The organism is Kitasatospora sp. NPDC094028 (assembly GCF_049543595.1).
Classification (GTDB): Bacteria; Actinomycetota; Actinomycetes; order Streptomycetales; family Streptomycetaceae; genus Kitasatospora.
Window position 1 is genome coordinate 318494 of sequence record NZ_JBMVFA010000003.1, and the last position, 22022, is coordinate 340515.

Annotated in this window: 11 protein-coding genes and 1 pseudogene; 4 read left to right on the forward strand and 8 right to left on the reverse strand. The window is 72.1% G+C overall.

Annotation, left to right across the window (positions count from 1 at the left end):
- Positions 1 to 162: 162 nt before the first annotated feature.
- Positions 163 to 1605, reverse strand: coding sequence for a glyceraldehyde-3-phosphate dehydrogenase (locus ACPC54_RS07140; RefSeq protein ID WP_498962086.1), 1443 nt, complete (start codon positions 1603 to 1605; stop codon positions 163 to 165).
- A gap of 178 nt (positions 1606 to 1783) precedes the next feature.
- Between ACPC54_RS07140 and ACPC54_RS07145 the strand changes: the two genes are divergently transcribed.
- Positions 1784 to 2176: an ArsR/SmtB family transcription factor gene (locus tag ACPC54_RS07145; RefSeq protein ID WP_498962088.1), complete on the forward strand. Its 393-nt coding sequence runs from the start codon at positions 1784 to 1786 to the stop codon at positions 2174 to 2176.
- A 78-nt stretch (positions 2177 to 2254) separates the two neighbouring features.
- Here ACPC54_RS07145 and ACPC54_RS07150 read toward each other — a convergent pair whose 3' ends face one another.
- The 6 genes from ACPC54_RS07150 to ACPC54_RS07175 all read right to left on the reverse strand — a co-directional run bounded on the left by ACPC54_RS07150 (position 2255) and on the right by ACPC54_RS07175 (position 19438).
- Positions 2255 to 8335, reverse strand: a complete 6081-nt coding sequence (locus ACPC54_RS07150) for a hypothetical protein (protein ID WP_498962090.1) — start codon at positions 8333 to 8335, stop codon at positions 2255 to 2257.
- Positions 8336 to 8426: 91 nt separating this feature from the next.
- Positions 8427 to 10850, reverse strand: a complete 2424-nt coding sequence (locus ACPC54_RS07155) for a hypothetical protein (RefSeq protein WP_498962092.1) — start codon at positions 10848 to 10850, stop codon at positions 8427 to 8429.
- A gap of 360 nt (positions 10851 to 11210) precedes the next feature.
- Positions 11211 to 12461 (reverse strand): TIGR02679 family protein, encoded by a 1251-nt coding sequence (locus ACPC54_RS07160; RefSeq protein WP_498962094.1) that lies wholly within the window; start codon positions 12459 to 12461, stop codon positions 11211 to 11213.
- On the reverse strand, positions 12461 to 16582 hold the full coding sequence (locus ACPC54_RS07165; protein ID WP_498962096.1) for a TIGR02680 family protein: 4122 nt from the start codon (positions 16580 to 16582) through the stop codon (positions 12461 to 12463). The genes ACPC54_RS07160 and ACPC54_RS07165 overlap by 1 nt, the downstream gene beginning before the upstream one ends.
- The gene (locus ACPC54_RS07170) at positions 16579 to 17853 is read right to left on the reverse strand and encodes a TIGR02678 family protein (RefSeq protein WP_498962098.1); all 1275 of its coding nucleotides are present in this window, start codon (positions 17851 to 17853) and stop codon (positions 16579 to 16581) included. Before ACPC54_RS07170 ends, ACPC54_RS07165 begins: the two co-directional genes overlap by 4 nt.
- A complete protein-coding gene (locus tag ACPC54_RS07175) occupies positions 17846 to 19438 on the reverse strand; it encodes a TIGR02677 family protein (RefSeq protein WP_498962100.1) in 1593 nt (530 codons plus the stop codon). Before ACPC54_RS07175 ends, ACPC54_RS07170 begins: the two co-directional genes overlap by 8 nt.
- Before the next feature lie 357 nt (positions 19439 to 19795).
- Between ACPC54_RS07175 and ACPC54_RS07180 the strand changes: the two genes are divergently transcribed.
- Positions 19796 to 20272: a GreA/GreB family elongation factor gene (locus ACPC54_RS07180; protein WP_498962102.1), complete on the forward strand. Its 477-nt coding sequence runs from the start codon at positions 19796 to 19798 to the stop codon at positions 20270 to 20272.
- Here ACPC54_RS07180 and ACPC54_RS07185 read toward each other — a convergent pair.
- Entirely contained in the window at positions 20269 to 20733 is a 465-nt protein-coding gene (locus tag ACPC54_RS07185; protein WP_498962105.1) for a GNAT family N-acetyltransferase, read from the reverse strand. The two genes, ACPC54_RS07180 and ACPC54_RS07185, sit on opposite strands and share 4 nt — an antisense overlap.
- 231 nt (positions 20734 to 20964) lie before the next feature.
- Between ACPC54_RS07185 and fdhD the strand changes: the two genes are divergently transcribed.
- Together fdhD and ACPC54_RS07195 are read left to right on the forward strand one after the other, a co-directional pair.
- Entirely contained in the window at positions 20965 to 21822 is an 858-nt protein-coding gene (gene fdhD / locus ACPC54_RS07190; RefSeq protein WP_498962107.1) for a formate dehydrogenase accessory sulfurtransferase FdhD, read from the forward strand.
- Positions 21823 to 21952: pseudogene (locus ACPC54_RS07195) on the forward strand (LysR family transcriptional regulator); the annotation flags it as partial. It lies immediately after the preceding gene.
- Positions 21953 to 22022 lie beyond the last annotated feature (70 nt).

Sequence of the window (22022 nt, forward strand, 5' to 3'; positions counted from 1 at the left end):
CCGCGGGGCCCCCCCCCCCCCCCCCCGCCCCCCCGGGGGGGCGGGCCCCCCCCCCCCGGGGGCCGGGGGGGGGGGCGCCGGGGGGGGGGGGGCCCCCGGCCCGCGGCCCCCCCCCCGCCGCACGGGCTCAGCCGGGGGTCACCCGGGATCGCTCGGATCCGATCAGAGCGCCGGGATCGGGTAGGTCGGGTACTCGACGCCCGAGATGTACCGGACGACCCGGACGACCTGGCAGGAGTAGCCGAACTCGTTGTCGTACCACAGGTACAGGATCGCGTTGTCGCCCTCGACCTTGGTGGCGCCGGCGTCGACGATCGAGGCGTGGCGCGAGCCGATGAAGTCGCTGGAGACGGCGTCGGGCGAGTCGATGAAGTCGATCTGGCGCTTCAGCGGGGAGGTCAGCGAGACCTCGCGCAGGTAGTCCAGCACCTCTTCGCGGTTGGTCTCGCGCTTCAGCTGCAGGTTGAGGATGGCGATCGAGACGTCCGGCACGGGGACGCGGATCGAGCTGCCGGTGATCTTCGCCTGCAGGTCCGGCAGGGCCTTGGCGACGGCCGAGGCGGCGCCGGTCTCGGTGATCACCATGTTGAGCGGTGCCGAGCGGCCGCGGCGGTCGGCCTTGTGGTAGTTGTCCAGCAGGTTCTGGTCGTTGGTGAACGAGTGGACGGTCTCCACGTGGCCGCGCAGCACGCCGTACTCGTCCTCCATCGCCTTCAGCGGCGGGACGATCGCGTTGGTGGTGCAGGAGGCGCAGGAGATGATCTGCTCGTCCGGCTTGATGGTGTCGTGGTTGACGCCGTGGACGATGTTCGGGACGTCGCCCTTGCCCGGGGCGGTCAGCACGACCTTGGCGATGCCGGGGCGCAGGTGCTTCGACAGGCCCTCGCGGTCGCGCCAGCGGCCGGTGTTGTCGATCAGGATCGCGTCCTTGATCCCGTACTCCGTGTAGTCGACCTTGGCCGGGTCGTCGGAGTAGATCACCGTGATCTCGTTGCCGTTGGCGATGATCTTGTTGTTCGCCTCGTCGACGACGATGGTGCCCTGGAACTGGCCGTGGATGGAGTCGCGGCGCAGCAGCGAGGCGCGCTTCACCAGGTCGTCGCCGCCGCCGTTGCGGACCACGATCGCCTTCAGGCGCAGGCCGTTGCCGGAGGCCTTCTCGATCAGCAGGCGGGCGACCAGGCGGCCGATCCGGCCGAAGCCGTACAGGACGACGTCCTGGGCGTCCCGGCGCTCCAGCTTGTTCTCGCCGGTCGCGCCGATCACGGCCTTGGCGGTGAACTCCTCGACCGACAGGCCGCGGGAGTCGGCCCGGTAGGTCGCGGCCAGCATGCCGATGTCGATCTGCGTGGGGCCGAGGTCCAGGGCGGTCAGCGCCTGCAGGAACGGGAACGTCTCGGTGACCGAGAGCTCCTCGCCGGCGATCTGGCGGGCGAAGCGGTGCGTCTTCAGGATGCTGACCACCGACTTGTTCACCAGCGACCGGCTGTGCAGCAGGACGGTGACGTCCTTCTCGCGGTGCAGGCGCCCGATGATCGGGATCATCGACTCCGCGATCTCCTCGCGGTTCTTCCAGTCCGTGAACACGTCGTCGTTGACAGTCACAAGTCCATCTTTCGAGCTGAGGGTGTTGCCCACATGGTAGCTTCGCCCGCTTCCGGCGCTTCCGCCGGTCCCGGCCGACCACCTCCTCCGACCTCGGACGACCCCCTCCGAGGTACGATGCGCGGGCAACCTGACGGGGTCGCCGGGGCGGTGGGCGACGGGGACGGGAGTCGAGCGCATGGCGGATGCGGAGGGCCACCCGAGCCCCCGGGAAATGGACCTGCGGGCCGTTCTGACCGCCCTCGCCGACCCCCTGCGCTACCAGATCGTCCAGGAGTTCCTGGAGCTCCCCGACGCCACCGAGCGGGCCTGCGTCTCCTTCGGCTTCAGCGTGTCGAAGTCCACACTCAGCCACCACTTCCGCGTCCTGCGCGAGGCCGGCCTGATCCGGCAGATCAACCGCGGCAACAGCCGCAAGGCCCAGCTGCGCCGCGCCGACCTCGACACCCGCTTCCCCGGCCTGCTCGACCTCGTCCGCCACAACCCCGCCCCCTTCGCCCCGGGCTCCGCCGCCGCCCTCGCGACACCCGCCGCCCTCGCGACACCCGCCGGGCCGCCGTCCGCCGGGTAGGGCGTCTCGGCCGAGCCGGAACCGCCCGCGCATGCTTCGGGCCGCCGCACAGCGCGCGTGCGCCGGCCCCGGGCACGGTCAGCCTGCGTGGACGCGCTCCCAGCACTCCCGCAGAACCGGTTCGAGGTGGTGCCTACCGGCGGCGTCGACGTCGAACACCTGCAGCGTGCGCAGCAGCACGAGCGCGTGGGCCACGCCCTCCGGGTCGTCCTCCCTGTCTGTCTCGATCGCCGCGTGCAGGTCGTCGAGGGGCATGCCGTCCGAGGTCATGAACTCCAGGACGTCCCGGTAGGCAGCCCACTGCGGCGTTCCGGGGATCATTCCGGCATCCGTCAGGAAGTCCTTCGCCCCCTGGTTCTCCTCCAGGTCCGCGACGACCTTCCGAAGCGCCTGCTCCGCATTGCGTCCCTCGTCGAGCGCGGCGGACAACTGGTCCACCAGGAGGGGCCAGCCGCCGGTGCCTTCCCGGAGCCGCTCCAACTGGGCCTCGGAGGTGAACACCCCCTTGTCCTGGGCCCACGCGCGCAGTCCGTCCGTCGTGAACCTGCGCAGCGAGATCGCCTCGATCTCGACACCGTGCTTCTGGCCGTCGCCGAGGGCGACCTCCCAGACGACCTGCTGCTCGGGCCCTGCGATGACGACCGTTGAGCGAGTCACACCTGACGCGGTCGGGACGCGTCGGACGGCACTCTCCAGCGTGGCCAGACACCTGTTGTCCTTGGGCCCCTTCACCGTCAGGTCCGACACGACGACCCGCTTCGTGTTCGGCTGGCCCAGGACGAGCTCGCGCTCGTACTCGGACCACTTGGAGACCAGGGCGATCTCCCAGGACGTGGCCTTGGCTACCTCCTTCAGGGCAACACTCACCCGGTCGATCCCGGTGGCGACGGTGCCGATCACCAGACGGGCCTGGTTGCCCTGCCCGGGAAGCACGTCGGCAATCTGGTTCGTGGTGAGCGGCGAGTGCGAGTGGCCGTCCGACGACTGGAAGCGTGCCTCGAACTGGCTGAAGTGCTCCGCCACCTTCCGGCTGGAGGCCTGCTCCAGTTCGGCCTCCACCATCTCCAGGTTGCCGATCATGCTCAGCGCGTTGGCACTGCGCAGATGCCAGCCGCCGTGGTCGGGGTCGGGTGCGAGCACGCCGAGTCCCTCCATCTCCGAGAGGTAGGCCCGGAACTGGTCCGTGTCCAGGCTCTCGAAGCCCTCCGGCCACCAATAGGTGCATTCCTCCCTCAGCCGTACCTGACTGAGTTTGTCGTCCAACCCGTAGTGGTGGGCGTGGTGGGCCACGACGTTCGCGATCACGTTGTAGCGGGAGTCGAGCCGCAGCGTGTCGTGGAACGCCTCGGTGATGCTGGCCCGGAGGGCCCGGTCGGACTGGACCTCCTCGACGTCCGCGCGCGTGATGGTGTAGGGCGGTCCGGACTCCGCTCCGCTCCGCTTGGCGTGCATGGACTGCACCAGCCGCTGCCCGAACATCTGGAGCAGGAACGGCTGGTACGAGCAGTGCCCGAGGATGCGGTGCACCAGCGCGGGCTCCTCGAACGCGTAGCCGAGTACCCCAAGCGGCTCGATGAGCAGGCTCACGGCGTCCTGCGGTCGCAGCGGACCGATCACCCTGGGGCTCTGTGCGAGGTGGCTGAACGGGCTGTTGACCGCGATCTTCGCGTACCGCTGCACCGAGTGCAGGCCGGCGAACACGATCTTGACCCGGTCCTCGGTGTCTCCGCCCAGGTCTCGCAGCCGTCGAGTCTCCGTGAACTGCGGGGAGTCGCTCTCGAAGAAGCCGTCTGCCTCGTCAAGCATGATCAACAGCCCGCGTTTGGAGTCCTCCCGAAGCCATGCCTTCATCCCTGTCAGCACCTGCTGGTAGCTCAGCACCGCATCGGGCTTGACCTTGCGTGGCAGGACCAGCGCGTCCCGTTCGACCAACTGTCGACCGATCCGGTCCCACACCGCGGAGGAGGGGGCGTTGGTCCCGGTGAACGTCGAGTCGAGCGAAAGCAGCAGGCTGAGGCGCGAGTTGGGGATCTGGGCCTGGTACTTCCGTCCGGCCGCCGTCAGCAGTGCGGACTTGCCGAGTCCCCGGCCGCCGAACACCACCTGGTCACCCTTGGGGCGCTGAACGGAGGCGAGTTCCTCCCGGCGGCCGAAGAACATCTCCTCGGACACCGGGGCCCGCTTGCCCATGACATACGGGTTGACCGCGGAGAACGGCAGCAGGACCCGCATGGCAGAGTCGAGACGCTGATTGCCGCAGGCCGCGAGATGGGCCAACGCGGCGTCGTCCAGGACGACGATCGCCCGCCTGCCGTGGGCACCCTGTGCCGCGAGCGCGCTTCGATCACGCACCGAGAGGGTGCCGAAATAGGCGACGAGCAGGCTGTCGTGATTGGGATCCTGCTGGATCCATGACAGCAGCGTCTCGGCCGAGGGCCGGTCCCACACCAGCATCACCCGAAGGCTGCCCCGCAGGCCCGAGCCGAAGTCGGGCACCAGTGCCGACCCGGTGTAGTACACCGAGGGGACGTCGAGGAACCGATAACTGCCGGAGCGCGGCTGTTCGACGCGCTGCGGCGGCTTCGTGCTGCTGTAGCCGATCAGCCGGAGGGCGGGCACCAGCAACTCGCTCTCGCGGACGCCCTGCGTGCGCGCGCTGCCCTTGCGGCCCGCCAGATCGGCCCACCCGGCAAGCGCCTGAGCGGCCTGCTCCGCGATCTCGGGCGACAGTCCCGAGTAATCGAGTGCTTCCAACTCCAGGAAGCGCCTCCGCTGACGTACCGCCTCGATCAGCTCCCGGGAGATGCCCGCCGACGCCAACCGTTTCGGCACGTCGGGGAAGAACGTCGCCAGGCTCCGGTCCGTGGTGCGCGTGTCCGGGATACTCTCGCCGTTCACCAGGTGGGAGATCAGCTCGTCGGCGGTGAGCAGGTCACTGGTGTCGATCAACTGCTCGACCCGCTCCTGGTCGTCCGGGCGCAGTCCGTCGATCGCCTGGAGCCGAGCGCGCAGCGCGGCCGTGTGGCTGGCCCGTGCCCGGTTGAGCTCCCCCGAGAGGGCCTCAAGTTCCCGCCTGACGTGGGCGAGGTCGCGGTCCGGATCCGGCACGGCGTCCTGGATCCGGCGTTCGAGCACGCGCTCGCCCTCTTCCGTGAGGGCTCCATCGACCCGAGCGCGCCGAAGGGACTCCTCAAGATTCTGGCGACGGTCACACAGTTCCTGCGAGACCCGCCTGCCCGCATCGGACACGACGCCGGACAGCTCCGCGGACGGCAGGGTCTGCTCCCCCAGGCCGGGAAGCTGACGCTTCGTCCAGAGGTCGAGGAGTATGCGCGCGGTCGCGAAGTGCTCGGCCTTCGTCTGGGAGCGGACCGCTTCCTCCCAGGAACGCTCACCGGCACTGGCGAGCTCGGCGGCGGGCACCTCCGGGTAGCGAACCGTACCGGTGGCCGGGTCCATGCCAGCTCCCGACACCTTGAGGAGCTCCGCGTGCAGGGCCAGCTCCGCGGTGAGCTCGATGTCGTCGAGCCGGGCGTCCCCGGACAGCAGATCGAAGGTCCGGTCGAGCAGCACGACGGTCGCCTCCAGGGTGGCGGCGGCGACGGCGTCCGCGATCACGGCCTGCTCGCGCACCTCCCGCAACACGTCGTCCCGGAGGCCGAGGACGACCAGGCGCATCTCCTGCACCTGGTCGGCGCTCCAGTCCCGGTCACGGGCACCGAGCGCCTGAGCCAGGCGGCACCACTTGTCCACCATGGCCAGCCGGTCGGCCGTGTGACGCAGGAGGTCCTGCTTGGCCGGTCCCTCCAGGCGGCTGCGGGCACCCGCCGACATGAACTGGCGGTCCGTACGCTCCAGCTTGTCCTGGATGACAGCCGGTTCCCTGAGCTCGTTCACCTCCCGCGACAGCGCATCGAGGCGGCTGCGGTCGTCCTCGACGGCCTGTCGCATCAAGGAGCCGATCAGGCCCTTCTCCGGGTCCCACCAGTGGCGGATGATCTTCTGACCTCGCGGGAAGCGGATGCTCGGGATCTGGTCGAGTCCCTGCTTGCAGTCCTCCCTGGCGTCCTCCAGGGCACGCTCCAACTCGGCCGCGTCACGGGCCAGCGCCAGCGGCGGCGAGTGCACCAGAAGCGACTTGAGCGCGCGCTGGGCCACCTCGTCGGCCACCTGTGCCAGGCCGAGCGGCAGCCCGGTCGCGATCCTGCCGAGCGAGGCACCGGCCTCGGGGTCGCCCGTGACGAGCACGGCCCGCAGAAGCGCTGCGGTGGCCAACGCGGCGTCGGGCCGGCTCGCGGCGAGGTCGCCGAGGTCCGGGCCGGCCAGCAGCGTACGGATCCGCGACACGCTCTCGCTGCTCGTCGAGCGCACCGCCTCGGCACAGGCGGCGAGTTGGAGGGCGGTGATCCGGTGCTTCGGCTCGCCGAGGCTGTCGGCCAGCGAGGCGGCCAGACCGTAGCGTTGGGCCGCGATGAGCCGGGCGAGGGCCGAACGGGACTCCGAGTCGACGTCCTCGGCCGCGCCCGTGGCCGAGGAGGGCCCGGGGCCATGGGTGGGCAGGACAGCGGTGACGTGGACCGGTTCCGGCTGCTGGCCACCGGCCGGCAGCTCGGATGCCGTCACTGGCGCGGGCACCACCGGTGCCTCCGGCAGCCGCTCCGCCGGCGAGGGTGCCGGAATCGCCACGTCCACCGTCCCGGCGGCGGGACCGACGGCGGTCGGCTCGTCATCCGGGTGGGGAGCACCGGGCGCCACCGGATCGCCATCGGTCCACGCGGACTCGGCGACGGCCGTAACCGTCTCGACGGCGAAGACGGATGCTTCGTGTCCGGGCGCCACCTGCTCGGGAACCGCCCGCGCGTCGCCCTCCGACTCCTCCGCACGACTCCGCCCCAGCACCAACTCCTGGTAACGACCGGTCAGGTAGGCGAGCGAACGGCTCCTCGACGCGATCTGGAACAGGCTGATGATCTCGGTGGACTGCAGCTCCGCGGCATGTTCCACCATGGTCAACAACGCGTCGAGCGCCTCGGCATCCTCCCGATCGGACGCCCCCCAATCAGCGGCGCCCGCAAGGACGTCCGCTCGGTGACGGGCGGTCTCCAGGTCCGGCGCAAGTGCCTCGCCGCCCGATCGGCTGGTCAACCGGGCCACGTCACGGAGCCGTTCACGCAGCGGCGCAGAGGCAAGGCGGCGCACCACGGCATCGGTCTCCCGGGCGCAGGTGGCCAGGTCGGCCGTGGTGATCACGGCCCCGTGCGCGCGCAGGCCGCGAACCGCGACGTCGAACGCCGTGGCAACCTCGACCAGCGCCGCCAGATCCGCATCGGCCGGACGAGACTGCTCGGTGATGGCGGTCATGGTCCGCCGGGCCGGCTCGACGGCTGCCCCGAGTCCGTCAACGACCCGCTGCAGTGCGGCATTCAGCTGCGGCGTGTCGGGCGTGGCGGCGCAGTCGCCTTCCGGAACGACCGCGCCCACCGAATCGGCCGGCTTCTCGATCCGGGTTTCGGACGTGTTCAGTGCCTGTTCCTCCTCGTCGTCGCCGTCATCGGCGCAGGGCGGGTCCGGGGCCAGCTCCACCACCCGCTGGGCTGCGGCGAGAACCGCCTTGACCGGGACCCCCATGTCGGTGCTCCAGGGCTGTCGCAACGCCCACGCCCACAGCGGAGCGTGGTCGATGCTCGCGTCCAGGTGCGACCAGATGGTCAGCCACAGCAGAGCCGGGCTCCAGCGGTGGGTGAGCGGCTGTGCGGTGTCCTCGGGAACGCCTCCGGCGTGCCTGAAGCCCGCCAGTGCCACGTCGTTGAAGAGCGGATGGGTCAGCAGACCGGCCACATGATGGGCACGCGAGGCGTCCCGACTCCGCTGGAGTCGAGTCAGCACGTCGTGACACAGAGCCCGGTTGACCCGGGTCCCGTCGATCCGGATCCGGAGCGCACTGAGGAGATTGCGGCGCCACTGCACCGGGGTGGAGTTGAGGGAGTGCTCGATGTCCGCCTCGGTGAGCCGCAAGAGCGCGACCGCCAGCGGCCTGGGCTCGCCCGACCGAACATCGGCGACCACTGCGGAGAGCGCCTCAAGAGCTTCGGTCAACTCTGGGGAAGCACCCTTGGATTCCGGTGAGTCGATGTCGAAGAGCGGCGGTTCGCTCTCCAAGCGCGGGACAGCCCGAGGTTGACGGGGAAAAGTCATGCAGCCTCCTGTCTGATGGGAAGGGGGGCACCCGTGTACAGCGGGTGCCATACGGTCAGCGACCTCGCTTGTGCGGACGTACGTAGGTGAATCCGGCCGGCAGCTCGGACGGGCCAGTCAGCCGGAATCTCCGGTGATCCGCGTGGTAGAGCGCGCGTTGCTCATCGGTCGCCTCATGACCGAGATGTCCGATACGGCGGAGGAATCCGGCCACGTCGTGCTCCTGTGTCGGCTGGCCCGGAAAGCTCGGCCCGTCCGGGTCGCGGCCGACTGCGGGGTTTCCGCCCCGGACCTCGACGCGCTGCGGTGTGTAGCAGACGAGTTCCTCAAGGGGCTGCCCCGTCCGAGGCGGGAAGTACGACCGACCGTCCGCTCCCCGGCTGCCTCGCGCGGTCGTCAGCCGTCCGGTGTCGAGCGAATCGGCCAGAGCTACGTCAATCCGATCAGCGGCCGGCACGCTGCCGTCCATGACGGCCTCCACGGCCGCCGGCACGTCGGCCCGCGCCAGCATCGCCCGCCCGAACTGGTCGAGCAGGCCCAGCCGGCGGACCGCGGTCATCAGCAGGCGCGCGGCGGACCGGTCCGGTGCCTTCCGGACGTTCCTCGCCAGGCCGTCCACCCCGTCCCGGGTGAGGACCCTGGGATCGTAGCGGTGCGCGATGGGATCGCCGTCGACGGTGACCGGTCGCGGCAACAGCATCGTCCGTGCGTGAACCGCTCGACTTCCTCGCTGCCAGGTGAACGAGAGCCAGATCCCGGGGAAGAACTCCCACGGCCAGATGAGACCGGTCAACCGGACGCCCCGCCCGCACTCGGTCACGTTCGTGTCCTGGCAGACCGCAGTCGGCGCGAGCTCCTGCCCGGCGTGCTGCAACAGGACACGGACCGGACCGGCCATGGCATCAGCCGCACGGAACTCCTCGGCGACATGGCGCGGCAGTGGCAGGTAGTCCTCCAGCAAATGTGCCAGTCGAAGCGGCTGGGCCCACTCCACCTGGCTGTCGTTCACCGAGCGGATGACCGGCGCCCCCAGGTCACCGTCGTCAGGCCACGGACCGGAGACAGCCTGCTCCACCGTCGCCCCGGCTGCTCGGTCCTCGTCGTGCACCCGATCGGCAGCGGACGTCGCCGGATCCGGGATCGGGTCCGAGTCCGGTTGACCGGGGTCCGGCTTCGGCTCCGGCACGAAGGCGCGCCCCGGCACCGGCCGGGGGAACGACTCGGCCCAGCCCCGCCCGAGCGGCTCCTCCACCGAGCTGTCCGCCTCTGCCGCGTCGATGCCCTGTCCCACGTACACGGCACGCCAGACACCGCCGCCCTGCCAACGGTCGTCAAGGGCCAGTCGCACTCCGGACGGCAGCAGGCCGGTGACTTCGTCGCGCTCACGCCGCGCGTAGTCGGCCAGCACGGAGTTGGCGTGGCAGACGGCCAGCGGGTAGTCGGTCCCCTGGATCCGGTCCCGCCACTCCGCCCTGCTCCGTAGCACCGCGCCGATCGCCGTGTACGACGGCTTCGGTCCGGCGACCTGGGCCCGGCGATTGGTCCGCGGAAGGGCGTGGCTTGCCGTTGACTCGGCCAACCGACCCAGGTCGTCGCGTCCCAGGGAACCGGCGTCGGTGAGTCTTCGTGCCATCGACTCGCGGGTGAACACGTGCTCCCCCCACATCCGCGCCGCGTCCAGTGACGCCAGGGCCTCCCGTACGGTGCCCATCAGCCCTCTCACCGCCGCCAGCATTTCGTCCTCGCCGCTCCCCGGCGCGATGAGCGACGGAAGTGGCGACGGCGCCAGCGCGCTGGTGAGCTGGTCCCGGCCGCGAGCGACCAAGTAGTGAGCGTAGAAGTCGGTGTCGCCGAGGTCGGCGTCCGCCAGCGCGTACCGGGACTCGACCACCAGGTGCTCGAGCTCGTCGGTCCTGCCCTGTCGACGCAGGCGCTGCAACCGGCTCGCGGTCGGAGCCAGGTCCTGCCCGAACGCCGTCGTGTCGAACACGAGCCGTTCCCGGAGAGCGGGAGCAGTCGACCGGTGCGGTGCGAGGCGGCCCGGTCCTCGCGCACCTGCCGGCGCCCCGGAAAGCCACGCCGGAGTCTCACCGTAGGGCCCGACCTCCGGATGCGCCCCCTCCTTGTAGACGATCTCCGCGGGCAGCAAATCCCCGGCCGTCCGGATGTTGATCATCGCGCCCACGGGGAGCGCATCCACCTGGTCGCCGAGCGCCACCGCGGGGAAGTCCCCGATGTCCAGGGGCCCACCGACGTACCCCCCGGCGGCGACGTCGTAGCCGAAGTACACCGCGTTGAAGGCCACCGCCGTGTGCACGGGAGCGGATCGACACGCCACCAGCGCCCCGAGGTAGGTCAGTAGCCGATCCCGCGCCTCGGGGTCACAGGCGCCCAGCCCTGAGATCATCTCCCGGGTGATCAGGGGAGCGTCGTCGTAGGGTCGCCACACGCGCACAGGAGCGATCTGGAGTGCGGTCACACCGGGCCTTCCACCATCGCAGCGGCGGACGGCCTTTCAGAGCCGCTGGCGCTGGCACGGATTCCGCACCTCGGATCCGACCTCTCCTCGCGGCCCGACTCCCGAGAGCCCACACCGCTCCCGAGGAAGATCAGTCCCATCGTTGTCCGTTCTTGGTGGTGCCTGTGCCCGACAGGCACAAAGATGCGAATCGGGCAGACGGTTCGGAACGAGTCCATTGTGCAACTACCGCTGCCTGACGCGTCGTTGTTTTACAGATTAAGCGGCACCATCGACAGGCACCGTACGAACAGCCGCCACCCCTTGGTCACCGGGCAGTGTGGAGGTGCTCCTCGTGCGCACTCCCGCGGCCAGGGGGTCTCACCCCCTCGCGGGCCGGTCGGCCAGGTCGGTGAGGAGATCGCCCAGGACCAGTTCCTCCTCGATGCGCCGGCCGGAGGCGAGGAGTTCCAGGCTCAGGGGCGGGTCCCAGGGGGCGTCGGTCGGGGTGCCGGCCAGGGCCGCGGTGGCGGCGTGTGTGTCGAGGGCGGCGCGGTAGTCGGCGGCCGTGTAACGCCACGGGGTCCACGGAACGTGGGTGAGCAGGCGGGTGGCGATGCGGATGCCGCCCCAGTCGAAGTCGCCGTGGTAGCGGAAGCGCCATCCGGCGTCGGCGTACGACGTCAGCAGCCGCAGGGCCGCTGCGCTCGGCTGTCCCTGGAGGCAGACGAGCGGAGGGCACGCTGGGCCGAGCCGGTCGGCGGCGGCCAGGACGACGGCGGGGTTCTCGCAGACGTATGCGGTGCCGCCAGACGGTGGCGAGGGCGCGTCACGGACGAGCTGACGGAGCGTCAGTACCATCGGCTGCCCGACCTCGCCGAGTGCGTCGAGGGCCCGTCCGGTGGCGGAGGTGCGGTCGCCGGGGAGGTTCAGGGCGAGGACCTGTGAGGACAGTTCGTCGAGCAGGAGCCCGGCCGCCGCCCAGGTGTCGCGCCGCGCCTGGGCGCCGTCGCCGGGTGGGGTGCCCGTGAGGGCCCGGACGGCGTCCAGGGTGAGGGTCGCCAGCGGGCCGCGGTCGAGGGCGTGGGCATCGCCGGTGTGTTCGGCGGCGAAGGTGCTCAGCGAGCGCGGTGGCGAGGCGGGCAGGCCGGGGAGCAGCCGGGCGAGACCGGCGAGCAGCGGCGCCGCCTCGTCGGGGCGTCCAGCCAGTCGGCGGACGAGGCCAGTGGCGTGCAAGGAGGCGTACCAGTCGGCGAGTTCGGGGCGAGTGTTCACGAGCGACGCCAACGGGGCGAAGGCGTCGTCCCAGGCCCTGGCCAGCCGGTCGGCCGCCTCCTGCCGGGGCACGACCGCGCCGGTGAGTGCCACGACGGCGGCCTCCAGGCCGCCGGGACTGGCACCACTCGCCCGGAGTACCCGGTCGACGGCGGCCAGCGGCACGGACAGCGAGAGTCCGGGGCGCGGCGCGCGGCCCAGCAGCCGGGCGGCAGCAGCCCGTTGTGGGTCGGAGGCGCCGCTCAGGGTGACGGTGCCGTCGAGCGGCTGCCCTGTCTCCAAACGCCGGCGGACACGGTCGAGCAGCCAGGCGAGTTCGGGCGTGCCGATCAGGCGCTGGAGTCGGGGGATGTCCATCATGAGGAGAACACGCTCTCCTGACGTGGCCCCGGGACTTCGCGGTTCGGCGCCTGGGTTCGGCGCCGGCCGTCCCACTCCCAACGGGTGACCAGGACGGCGGCGATCTCGTCGACCCGCGAGAGCTGGGCGATGGCCAGCCCGGGCACCTGCGGGTAGCAACCCCATTCGCGTTCGGAGGTCATCACCACGTCCAGGTCGAAGGCCGCGAGCAGGCCGAGCGACTTGGCCCGGGAGTCGTCGTCCACGCCGGCGAACGCCTCGTCCAGGGTGACCAGGCGCGGTGCGTGCGGGTTGCCGGCCGAGGCGTAGTGGGAGGACGCGGCGGCGAACAGCGGCAGCGAGACGGCGAGCACCCGTTCACCCCCGGAGGCGGGGCCGGTGGCGGACTGCCACTTGCCGTGCTGATGGCGTTCGATGCCGAACTCGTGCCAGGAGCGGTAGTCCAGGGCGGTGGTGAGGTGATCCAGCCACGTCCCGGACGGATCGTCGGTGCGAGCCCGCTCGATCTGAGCCTGGAGGAACTCGCCGAGCGATGCCCGGTCGGCCGTCGTCCACGCGTCCGAGGACTGGCGCAGCAGGCGGTCACGGGCCGCCACCAGGCCGCCGGGGGCGTTGCGGGCGGGCCGCCAGACGAGCCGCAGCAGCATGCCGGTGCTGGTCGGGCGGTCCTTGAGTTCGCCGTTCATCCGCAGCACCTGCTGCTCGGCGGAACTCACCAGGTCCTGCAACGTGCCGGCGACCTCGGTGATCAGGTGGTTCTCCAGGATCTCCTGCTCCCGGGCGGAGAGCAGCCGCTGCCGGTCGGCGACCTCGGTGGCCAGGGCGGTCGCCAGCTCGGGGACGGAGCGCTCGCGCCCCTGGAAGACGATGTCGACGACCAGTCCTTCCTCCGACATCCGGGCCGCGGCGGTGTGGCCGTGGCGGGCGAGGGCGTCGGAGAGGTCCTTGAGTTCCTCGGTGATCCGGCGCTGAACACGCTCCCAGGCCGGGCCTGCAGCCTCGACGGATTCCAGTTCCCGCTCGATGGCACGGGCGAGGCGGACAGCCGGTTCGGGCGCCCAGGAGTCCTGTGCGTGTTCCTCTGCCAGCGAAGGTAGGGCCACGGCGAGCAGGCCGGTCGTGGTGAAGCGGCGCAGCGCCTCGATCGCGTCCCCGCGCAGCCGGCCGGCCTCCTCGATCTCGACGCGGACCCGGGCTTGGACGGCACCTGCGGCGGCCCGGCGGCCGGTGGCGTCGTTCTGGTCCCGGCGGGTGACTCGCTCGCTCTCGGCGCAGTCCCTCAACGCTGCTTTAACATCCGCGAGTTGGCGCTGCAGCTCGGCGACGGCGGCACCAACGGTGGCGGCGAGCGTCTCGTGCCGCTCCCCTGCCGCGACGGCCTCGCGCGCCGAGTCGAGGGCCCGATCGGCCAGTTCGGCGGTGTGCTCGGCGGCTCGGCCGTGATCGGCCTCCTCGTCGGCCAGCGCGGCGCGGGCGGCACGGGCCTCCCGGACGGCGGGCCACAGGGAGGCCAGGGACTCCCGGTACGCGCCGAGGGCGTCCAGCGCCCCCCGCAGGCCGGCGCTCGTGGCCGGGAGACCGAGTTCCTCGGCCAGGTCATGCAGTTCGCCGCCGGCGTCCTCGGCAACGGCCGCGGCTCCGGCTGCCGCGCTCTCGGCCTCGCCGCGCCGTGCGGCGGCCCGCGCGTACTCGTGGTGCGCCGCCGCCGCAGCGGCGTGCGCGCCGCGCAGGTCGGCGTCGTCCGGCAGTGCGGTCTGCTCGGCCGCCAGGGTACGGGCAGCCGCCTCCACCCGCTCCGCGCGGATCCGGAGCTTCGCCAACTGCTCGTCCAACCTAGCGAGTTCCCCCTCGACGGCGGCAGTCCTGGCGCGCCTGGCCTGCTCGCGGGCGCCCTCGCCCAGGTACTCGGCGGCCGGCTTGGACCAGGCGCCGGCGAGCGCGCCGAGGCGGAACCGCCCGTCCAGGCCGATCCAGCTGCCGCTGTCGGGCAGTTCGTCGCCCGGGCGCAACAGCCCGATACCGGCGAGCAGCCGCGCCACGTGCTCGTCCGACATCGCGGACGTGGCCGGGTCGGCGCGGTCGACGGCCGGCTGCAGGACAGCCGCCAGCGAGGGTCCGCCGACCGGAGGACCGGCGGTCGCCAGGGTGTCACCGAGACCGGCGGTCACCACCGTCCCGTCCGGATCGATCCAGGCATCCAGCAGCCCCGAGGACTCCAAGGCTGCTTCGATACCGCTTTTCTGGTCATCAGTCAGGTCATCGCCCGTGAAGTCGACGAGATGCCATAGGGGTGCACCGGAGCGGCCCTCCCGGGCCTCGGGCGAGCGGGTGCAAGGGACTTCCGGAGCACGCCGGCGGCCGGCCCTCAGGTCGGCCAGCTCGGCCAGCAGCCGCTCACGGTGCCCGCCCGCCGTCCGCCGTTCGGCGTCCAGTTCCGCACGAGTGCGGGCGAGTTCGGACTCGACGGCGGACGCCACCCGCTGGGCTGCCGCACGGGAGGGATCGCCACCGGCCAGGGTCCGCACCCACTGGTCCAGTTCGTCGAGAACGCCCTCCGGGTTTCCGGGGCGGAGCAGCTCACAGCCGGCGAAATGCGCCCGGACGGCGCCGACGTAGTCCCGGCCTGCCACGGCCGTCCGTTCCCGGGCCTCGGCCCGCAGCTCGGCCGCGCCCGCCAGAGCCCCGTCCGCGTCCTCCAGCCGGCCACGGGCCCGGTCCAGCTCCCGCAGCGCTTCCTGGGCCCTCCCGAGGTGCTCCTCGACGAGGGCGATGGAGCGCTGACGGCGGCCGGTGAAGTCCGCCGCATTCCGCTGCGCGCTCTCGGGCACCTCACCGTTCGCGAGGGGAAGCGCGACCCGTTCGTCGTGCTCCCGGTCCAGTCCGGCCTCCGCAGCGGCCCCGCCCGCCCGCTCCAGGGCCTCGCCCCGGGCCCGTTCAGCCGCCTCCACGCGAGACCTGGAGGCCCCCAACTTCGCTGTGGAGCGGGAGAGTTCTCCCTCGGCCCGGAGACGGTCCGCCTCGGCCCGCTCGGCCTCCTTCGCGGTGCGCTCGGCCAGCGCGGCGGCCTGCTCCAGTTCCCGGGCGCTGCGCATCTCCGGGCCGGCCCGCAGGGCCTCGTCCCTGGCCCGCAGGCCGGCGCGCAGCCGGTCCAGTTCCTCCAGCCGGGCCCCGGCCGCGTCCACGGCCTCGCCGGCGGCGGCGAAGTCCTGCTCGGCGGTGTTCAGTTCGGCACGCAGGGACTCGAACCTGGAGTGCTGGGCACGAGGGGCGCGGGCCTTGCGGCGGGCGGCCACTCGGGCATACCGGCGGTAGTGCTGAAGGAAGGCGCCCGCCGCGCGCTCGGCGGACGCCATCACCGCCAGCTGTTCCTTCTCCTCGTCCAGCGAGCGGAACGCCTCGGCCACGTCGGCGATCACGGCCTGGTCCATCGGCGGCAGCGACTCGGTCAGGGCCTGGGAGAGGGCCTTCTCGCTGGGGCGTTTGGAGAGCTGCGGCTGGCGGAGCTGGATCAGCAGGTCCACCAGGGCCGCGTACCGCTGTTCACCGAGCCCGAACAGCGCTTCGTCCACGGCGCGCCGGTAGGCCCGCGCCGAGTCGTACAGCAGTCCGCGACCGTCCAGTGCTTCGATCAGCCGGTCCCGGCCGATCGCGGCGCCGGTCGAGTCGACCAGCCGCAGCTCCGGGCCGATCCGCCGGTCGGTCACGAAGTACCAGTGCCGGGCGATTCCCCGGCCGCTGACCGCCTTCAGGCCGCAGCCGAGCGTGAGGTACCGGGTCGTGCCGTCCTGGTCCTTTCTGCCGAACTCGATCCAGGTGTAGCCGAGCCGCTCGGGGTGCGGGTGCTCGCCGCCGAGCAGCAGATTCCACTCCATCCGCTTCTTCGGGTCGGCGTCCGGCTCCACCCGGTGCGAGGAGAGGTCGCCGTCGAGCAGGAAAGGCAGGGTCAGGGCGAGGACCTTGGACTTGCCGGTGCCGTTGTTGCCGCGCAGGAGCAGCCGACCGTCGCGGAAGTGGAACTCCTCGACGTCGTAGTAGAAGAGGTCGACCAGGCCGACCCGCAGCGGCTGCCAGCGCGTGCGCCCGGGCAGCGGCAGACGCGTCCCGTCAATGGTGTTCATCGCTTCCTCGTGCCCTTCGTACGGCCGGCGGACGCCTTCGTGTTCCTTCGGGGGGCGCTCTGGCCGGGCTCGAGCAGGACGGTCTCACCGACCCGATAACGGTCCAGGGCGGGTCTCGGCCGCACCAGCGTGGTTCCGTCCGACGCTTCCCCCCGCGCGAGCAACCCGAGCGCGACCAGCCGCTCCACGGCCTGCTCGACCAGTTCCGTCTCGGTGCCGGGAGCGGTCGCGCTCTTGCGCCAGAAACCGGCGTGTTCGACCGCCCAGTCCGCCACCTGCCGGTGCAGGTCGGTCAGCGGAACGGCACCGCCGCGTTCGGCGAGGTACTCGGCCACGAGTAGGGTCACGTGGCCGTCCGTGCCCGACTCCGGCATCCGCACGTCGGTGAGGTCGTCGTCCGGGTCGACCATCGCGAGGCCCTCCGCCCTCACCTCCGGTACGAGACCGGTGAGTTCGCCAATGCGTCGGGTCAACGCACCGCGCTGGGAGGTGAGGTAGGAGCTCTCCTGCCCGGTCAGCCCTTCCGTGTACAGCACCGGATCGTCCAGCAACCGTCGGGTCAGGCTCTGTCTCAGCGCCCGGTTGTACAACTCCTCGCTGTCCGGGAGGACTTCGGCATTGAGTTCAGCGAGCCGTTCCTCGAAGCCGGCCGCGTGTACGGTGCTCGGGCCGCGCCGGGAGACGAGCAGGACGGCGAGCACCCGCCGGTCCACGTCATAGAGGGCGTCCCCGGCCGACTTCAGGAAGGCATCCTCGTCACCGGCCACCTTGGCCAGCACGCCCCACTCCAGCAGTAGCCGGACCACGGCCACCAGGTCAGCACGCTGCTCCCGGTCACCCAGCGTGAACTCCAGCCCCGCGGCAGCCAGTACCGGATCAGCCGCCGCCAGCACCACCTGTTCCGCGAGTCGCCCCAGGGCGATCTGCTGGTCGGCCCGCTCCAGCGCCGCCAGGCACAGGCACACCAGGACGTAGCGGCGTCGGGAGAACGGCAGGCCGGTGCGCCCGTCCCGGGCGGGATGCGTGGGATCGTCGGCCCGGCCCGGGATGCGGCGCAGCCGGGCCACGTCGGAGTCCACCAGCAGCGCCCATCCGGTGTTCCGCTCGAACCAGGTGCGCAACTCGGTCGTGTGCTGGCGGACCAGCCGGAAGTCGTCCGCGTGGGAGCCTCCGGCTCGCAGCAGCGGGCGGCGCAGCAGGGCCCGTGCGGCCCGTCGCACCTCGGCGGCGCGCTGTGCGGCGAGGGCGTCTCCGAGGCGGTTGTCACTCACGATCTGCCTCCACGGGCTCGTACGTGCTCGTCAGATCGATGATCTCAATGAGGTGTTCGGGGCCGGACAGCACGCCGTCGAGGGTGCGGATCTCAGCGATCCCTCCGCCCGGCAACCTGGTCAGTCTGATCTCCATCGTCCCGTCGTTGGTGGTGGTCGAGATCGCTTCGGTTCCGGGGCGCCAGGATGACAAGGCATCGCCGAGAAGCTGCAGGAACAGCCGGAACGCCTCCCGGTCCAGTACGTCCAGCTCACTGAGCCGAAGTTGGCCGCGGGTGGCCAGCCGGACCCGCACCGCCGCCGTCTGTTCGGCTTGTTTGCGGGCCAGCTCGGCCAGGTACGCCTTGGCCTCGCCACGGTCCTGCACGGCCCGGGCGCGGCCGCGCCGCTCGTAGGAGCCCGTTCGGCGCAGCTGAGGGCTGATCCGTACGCCGGGTGCGTCGCGCCAGGGGGTGGAGGCGGGTGCCGGCCCGTCCTCCCGTTCGGCCAGCGCGTCCTGGTCGATCGTCAGGTGACGGGCGGAATGGAGCCCGAAGGCCGATCGCCAGAGACGGTGCCGGGAGTCGTCGTCGGGCGCCTCGGCGAACCACCGGGCGAGCTCCCGGAAGTCGGCCGAGCGGTCCGAGCGGCCTGCTCGCCGCTCGTTCAGCGCCTGGACGACGCTGAGCAGTTGGGGGATCGCCTGGCGGGCGGCGGCGCGCAGCAGCTTGGCCTGCGAGCTGCGGCCCGGCACGCTCAGGAACCAGGACCGCAGTCCGTCCCACCGGCCGTGCCAGCGCCGCTGTCCGGCCGCCAGCGCTTGCGCCACCACGTCCGGCGCGGCGTCGGCGGCCTCGCGCCGGACTGCCATGGCCAGCAGCGGGCCGATCGGCCCCTCCTGCGAGGTGCCGAGTTCGTCCAGCAGCCCGGCGATCTCGGCGCCCCGGGTGACCAGGTCCTGGATGAACCGTTCCAGGTAGTCGATCAGTCGCTGCTTGTAGGCGAGGAACACCTCCACCTCGGCCTCGTGCAAGTCGACGGTGCGCTGGAGGGAGCCCATGAACGCGCGGGCGTTCTCCGCCAGTTCCGTGAACCGGTCCACCAGGGCGCGCAGCGACAGGTGCGCCACCGCCGGGTCCGGCTCGGCCTGGTCGGCCAGCGCCAGCAGCGCCCGCAGTTGCACGGCGATGTCGGCCAGCGCGACCGCCTGCAGCTCGCCCCGCCTGCCGAGCGACTCGTCGTACGCGGCCAGCGCCTCCTCGGCGGCCTCCCCGGCACGGGTCAGCTGGTAGATGTGGCGGGACCGGTAGAAGTCCTCCAGTGCCGTGACCCGCCCGGTGTCCGGATCCGCCCTCAGGTTCCCCCACTTGGCGAGCCGCTCCAGCGCGGTGGTCACCGCCTCCAGTGGTGGCCGGTCCTCCGCCGGCAAGCCGAGGTGGACGTCCTCCGGGCGCAGGTGGACGGTGAACTCCTGCTTGGCCCGAACGAACACGCCCATCACGCGCCGGTAGAGCCCGCAGCCCTCGGTGGTGAGGTGCGCGAAGGGCCGGTACGCCCGGCCGGCGTCGTCGGCCGGGGAGCTCATCGGGTCGTCGGCGCTGGTCATGCGCGTCATTGTGCCGGACAGCGGTACTTGCGCGAACGGATTTGTCGAATTGGGGCACCTTGCGGGACCATCCGCCCCCCTCGCGGCGGCAGGGCCGGCCTGGGCGGCCATCAGTGGGCCGACCTGGGCGGCCTCTTCCCGTGCCAGACCGCGCAGAACGAGGTCATCCACTTCCACCCCGCACGACCTCGACGCGGCGCCCCGCTCCGTTGAGCGGGGCGCCGCGTCCACCGGCCAGGGCTCGTTTCAGGCGGGACAGGGCGAACAACGCCGAGTAGCCGCCGCCGCTGAGTTGCCGCCCGTACGGCACGGTGGGGTAATGGAAACGGCCCGTCCGCAAGCGACTTGGGAGTCGGTATGAGCGGTGGTCCCGAACCGATCAGTGCCGAGGGCCTGCGCGTCGCGCAGGAGGAGCTGGCGCGGTTGCGCGCCGAGCGGGAGAAGGCGGCCGGGACGCTGCGCGGCGAGGACGACGCGGTGGGCGACCGGGCCGACGAGGCGGACGAACTGCAGCGGGCCGACGAGGTGGCCCGGCTGGACGACCGGATCGCCGCCGTGGAGGGCCGGCTGGCGGAGGCCGCGACGGCCGGGGCGCCGGCCACCGACGTGGTGGGCGTGGGTTCGACGGTGTCCCTGCGGTTCGCGGACGGCGAGGAGGAGGTCGTCGAGGTCTCCGAACTGGCCGAGATCGGCGAGCGGACCCTGGTGACCTGGGACAGCCCGCTCGGCAAGGCGCTGATCGGCTGCCACGCGGGCGAGACGGTGGCCTACGACACCCCGGTCGGCGCGGCCAGCGCGACCGTCCTGTCGATCGGCGGCAGCTCGACCCGCTAGAGCGCCGGCTGGAGCGCCAGCTTGAAGCCCTCGTGGCTGCGCGCGTAGCCGAGCGAGGTGTAGAAGCGGTGCGCGGCCTCGCGCTGCTTGTTGCTGGTCAGCTGGACGAGGGCGCAGCCGCGGGCCCGGGCGCGGGCGGCGGCGGACTCCATCAGGCTGCGGCCGAGGCCGCCGCCGCGGCGGTCGGCGCGGATCCGGACGGCCTCGATGAGGGCGCGTTCGGCGCCGCCCTTTCCGAGCCCGGGAATGTACGTCGCCTGCAGGCAGCCGATGACGGTTCCGGCGTCGTCCAGGACCAGCAGTTCGTTGCGCGGGTCCTCCTCGATCGCCGCGAAGGCCCGCTCGTGCGCCGCGCCGACCACGATGCCCGCCGGGTCCACCACCGTGTCCTCGTCGGCGAGCAGGGCGAGGACGGCCGGCAGGTCGGCGCGGGTCGCGGGCCGCAGGGTCGGATCAGCCATGGGCCACACCCTAGCGGGCACTCGACAGGCGCCGCCTGTCAGGCCGGCGGGCATGGCCGCGATCGGCCTGCTCTGCCTGGGCGTCACCGCCGCGCACAGCCGTCGCCACCTGCCGGGCGCCGCGACGCGGGAGGATGCTTCCGTACAGACCTCACCGACGAGGCAGACCTCACCCACGAGGTCGACCTCACCGACGAGGCAGACCTCACCGACGAGCAGGAGCCGAGGACGATGGGCCGAGTGACCGTACCGCGCAGGGTGCTGCGCCTGCGCCAGGGCGTGCCCTCGCACCGCCCCGACACGCTGGCCGCCGAGGAGCCGATGGAGATCCGGGTCGGCGGCCGCCCGCTGACGGTGACCATGCGCACCCCCGGCAGCGACTTCGACCTGGCGGCCGGCTTCCTGGTCAGCGAGGGCGTGCTGCACGCCGCCCACCAGCTGGCCGGCATCCGCTACTGCGCGGGCGCCACCGCGGACGGCGGCAACACCTACAACGTGGTGGACGTGGTGCTCGCCGCCGGCGTGCCCGCCCCGGACGCCTCGCTGGAGCGCAACTTCTACACCACCTCCTCCTGCGGCCTGTGCGGCAAGGCCAGCCTGGACGCGGTGCGCACCACGGCCCCGTGGAGCGTCGCCGAGGACGGGCTGCGCGTCACCCCCGCCCTGCTGGCGGCCCTGCCGGAGCGGCTGCGCGCCGCCCAGAAGGTGTTCGACAGCACCGGCGGCCTGCACGCGGCCGGCCTGTTCGACGCGGACGGGCGGCTGCTGTGCCTGCGCGAGGACGTGGGCCGGCACAACGCGGTGGACAAGGTGATCGGCCACGCCCTGCGCGAGGGCCTGCTGCCGGCCCGCGGCACGGTGCTGATGGTCAGCGGCCGGGCCTCCTTCGAGCTGGTCCAGAAGGCCGTGATGGCGGGGATCCCGCTGCTCGCCGCCGTCTCCGCGCCGTCCTCGCTGGCCGTGGACCTGGCCGAGGAGAGCGGGCTGACCCTGGTCGGCTTCCTGCGCGGCGAGTCGATGAACGTGTACACCAGGACGGACCGGATCGACACCGACACCGACGCCGACGCCGACGCCGAGGGCTCGTAGATGCTCTTCCGCCGGCTGGAGTACCTGCTCGCCCTCGCCCGCGAGCGGCACTTCGCCCGCCGCCCAGGCCTGCCCCGTCTCCCAGCCTGCGCTCTCCGAGGCGCTGCGCAAACTGGAGGACGAGCTGGAGGCGCTGCCGTAGCCGGTGCCACGAGGCCCGGCCGCCGCCGCGCCCCGGTGCGGACGTGGCGTCCGGACGG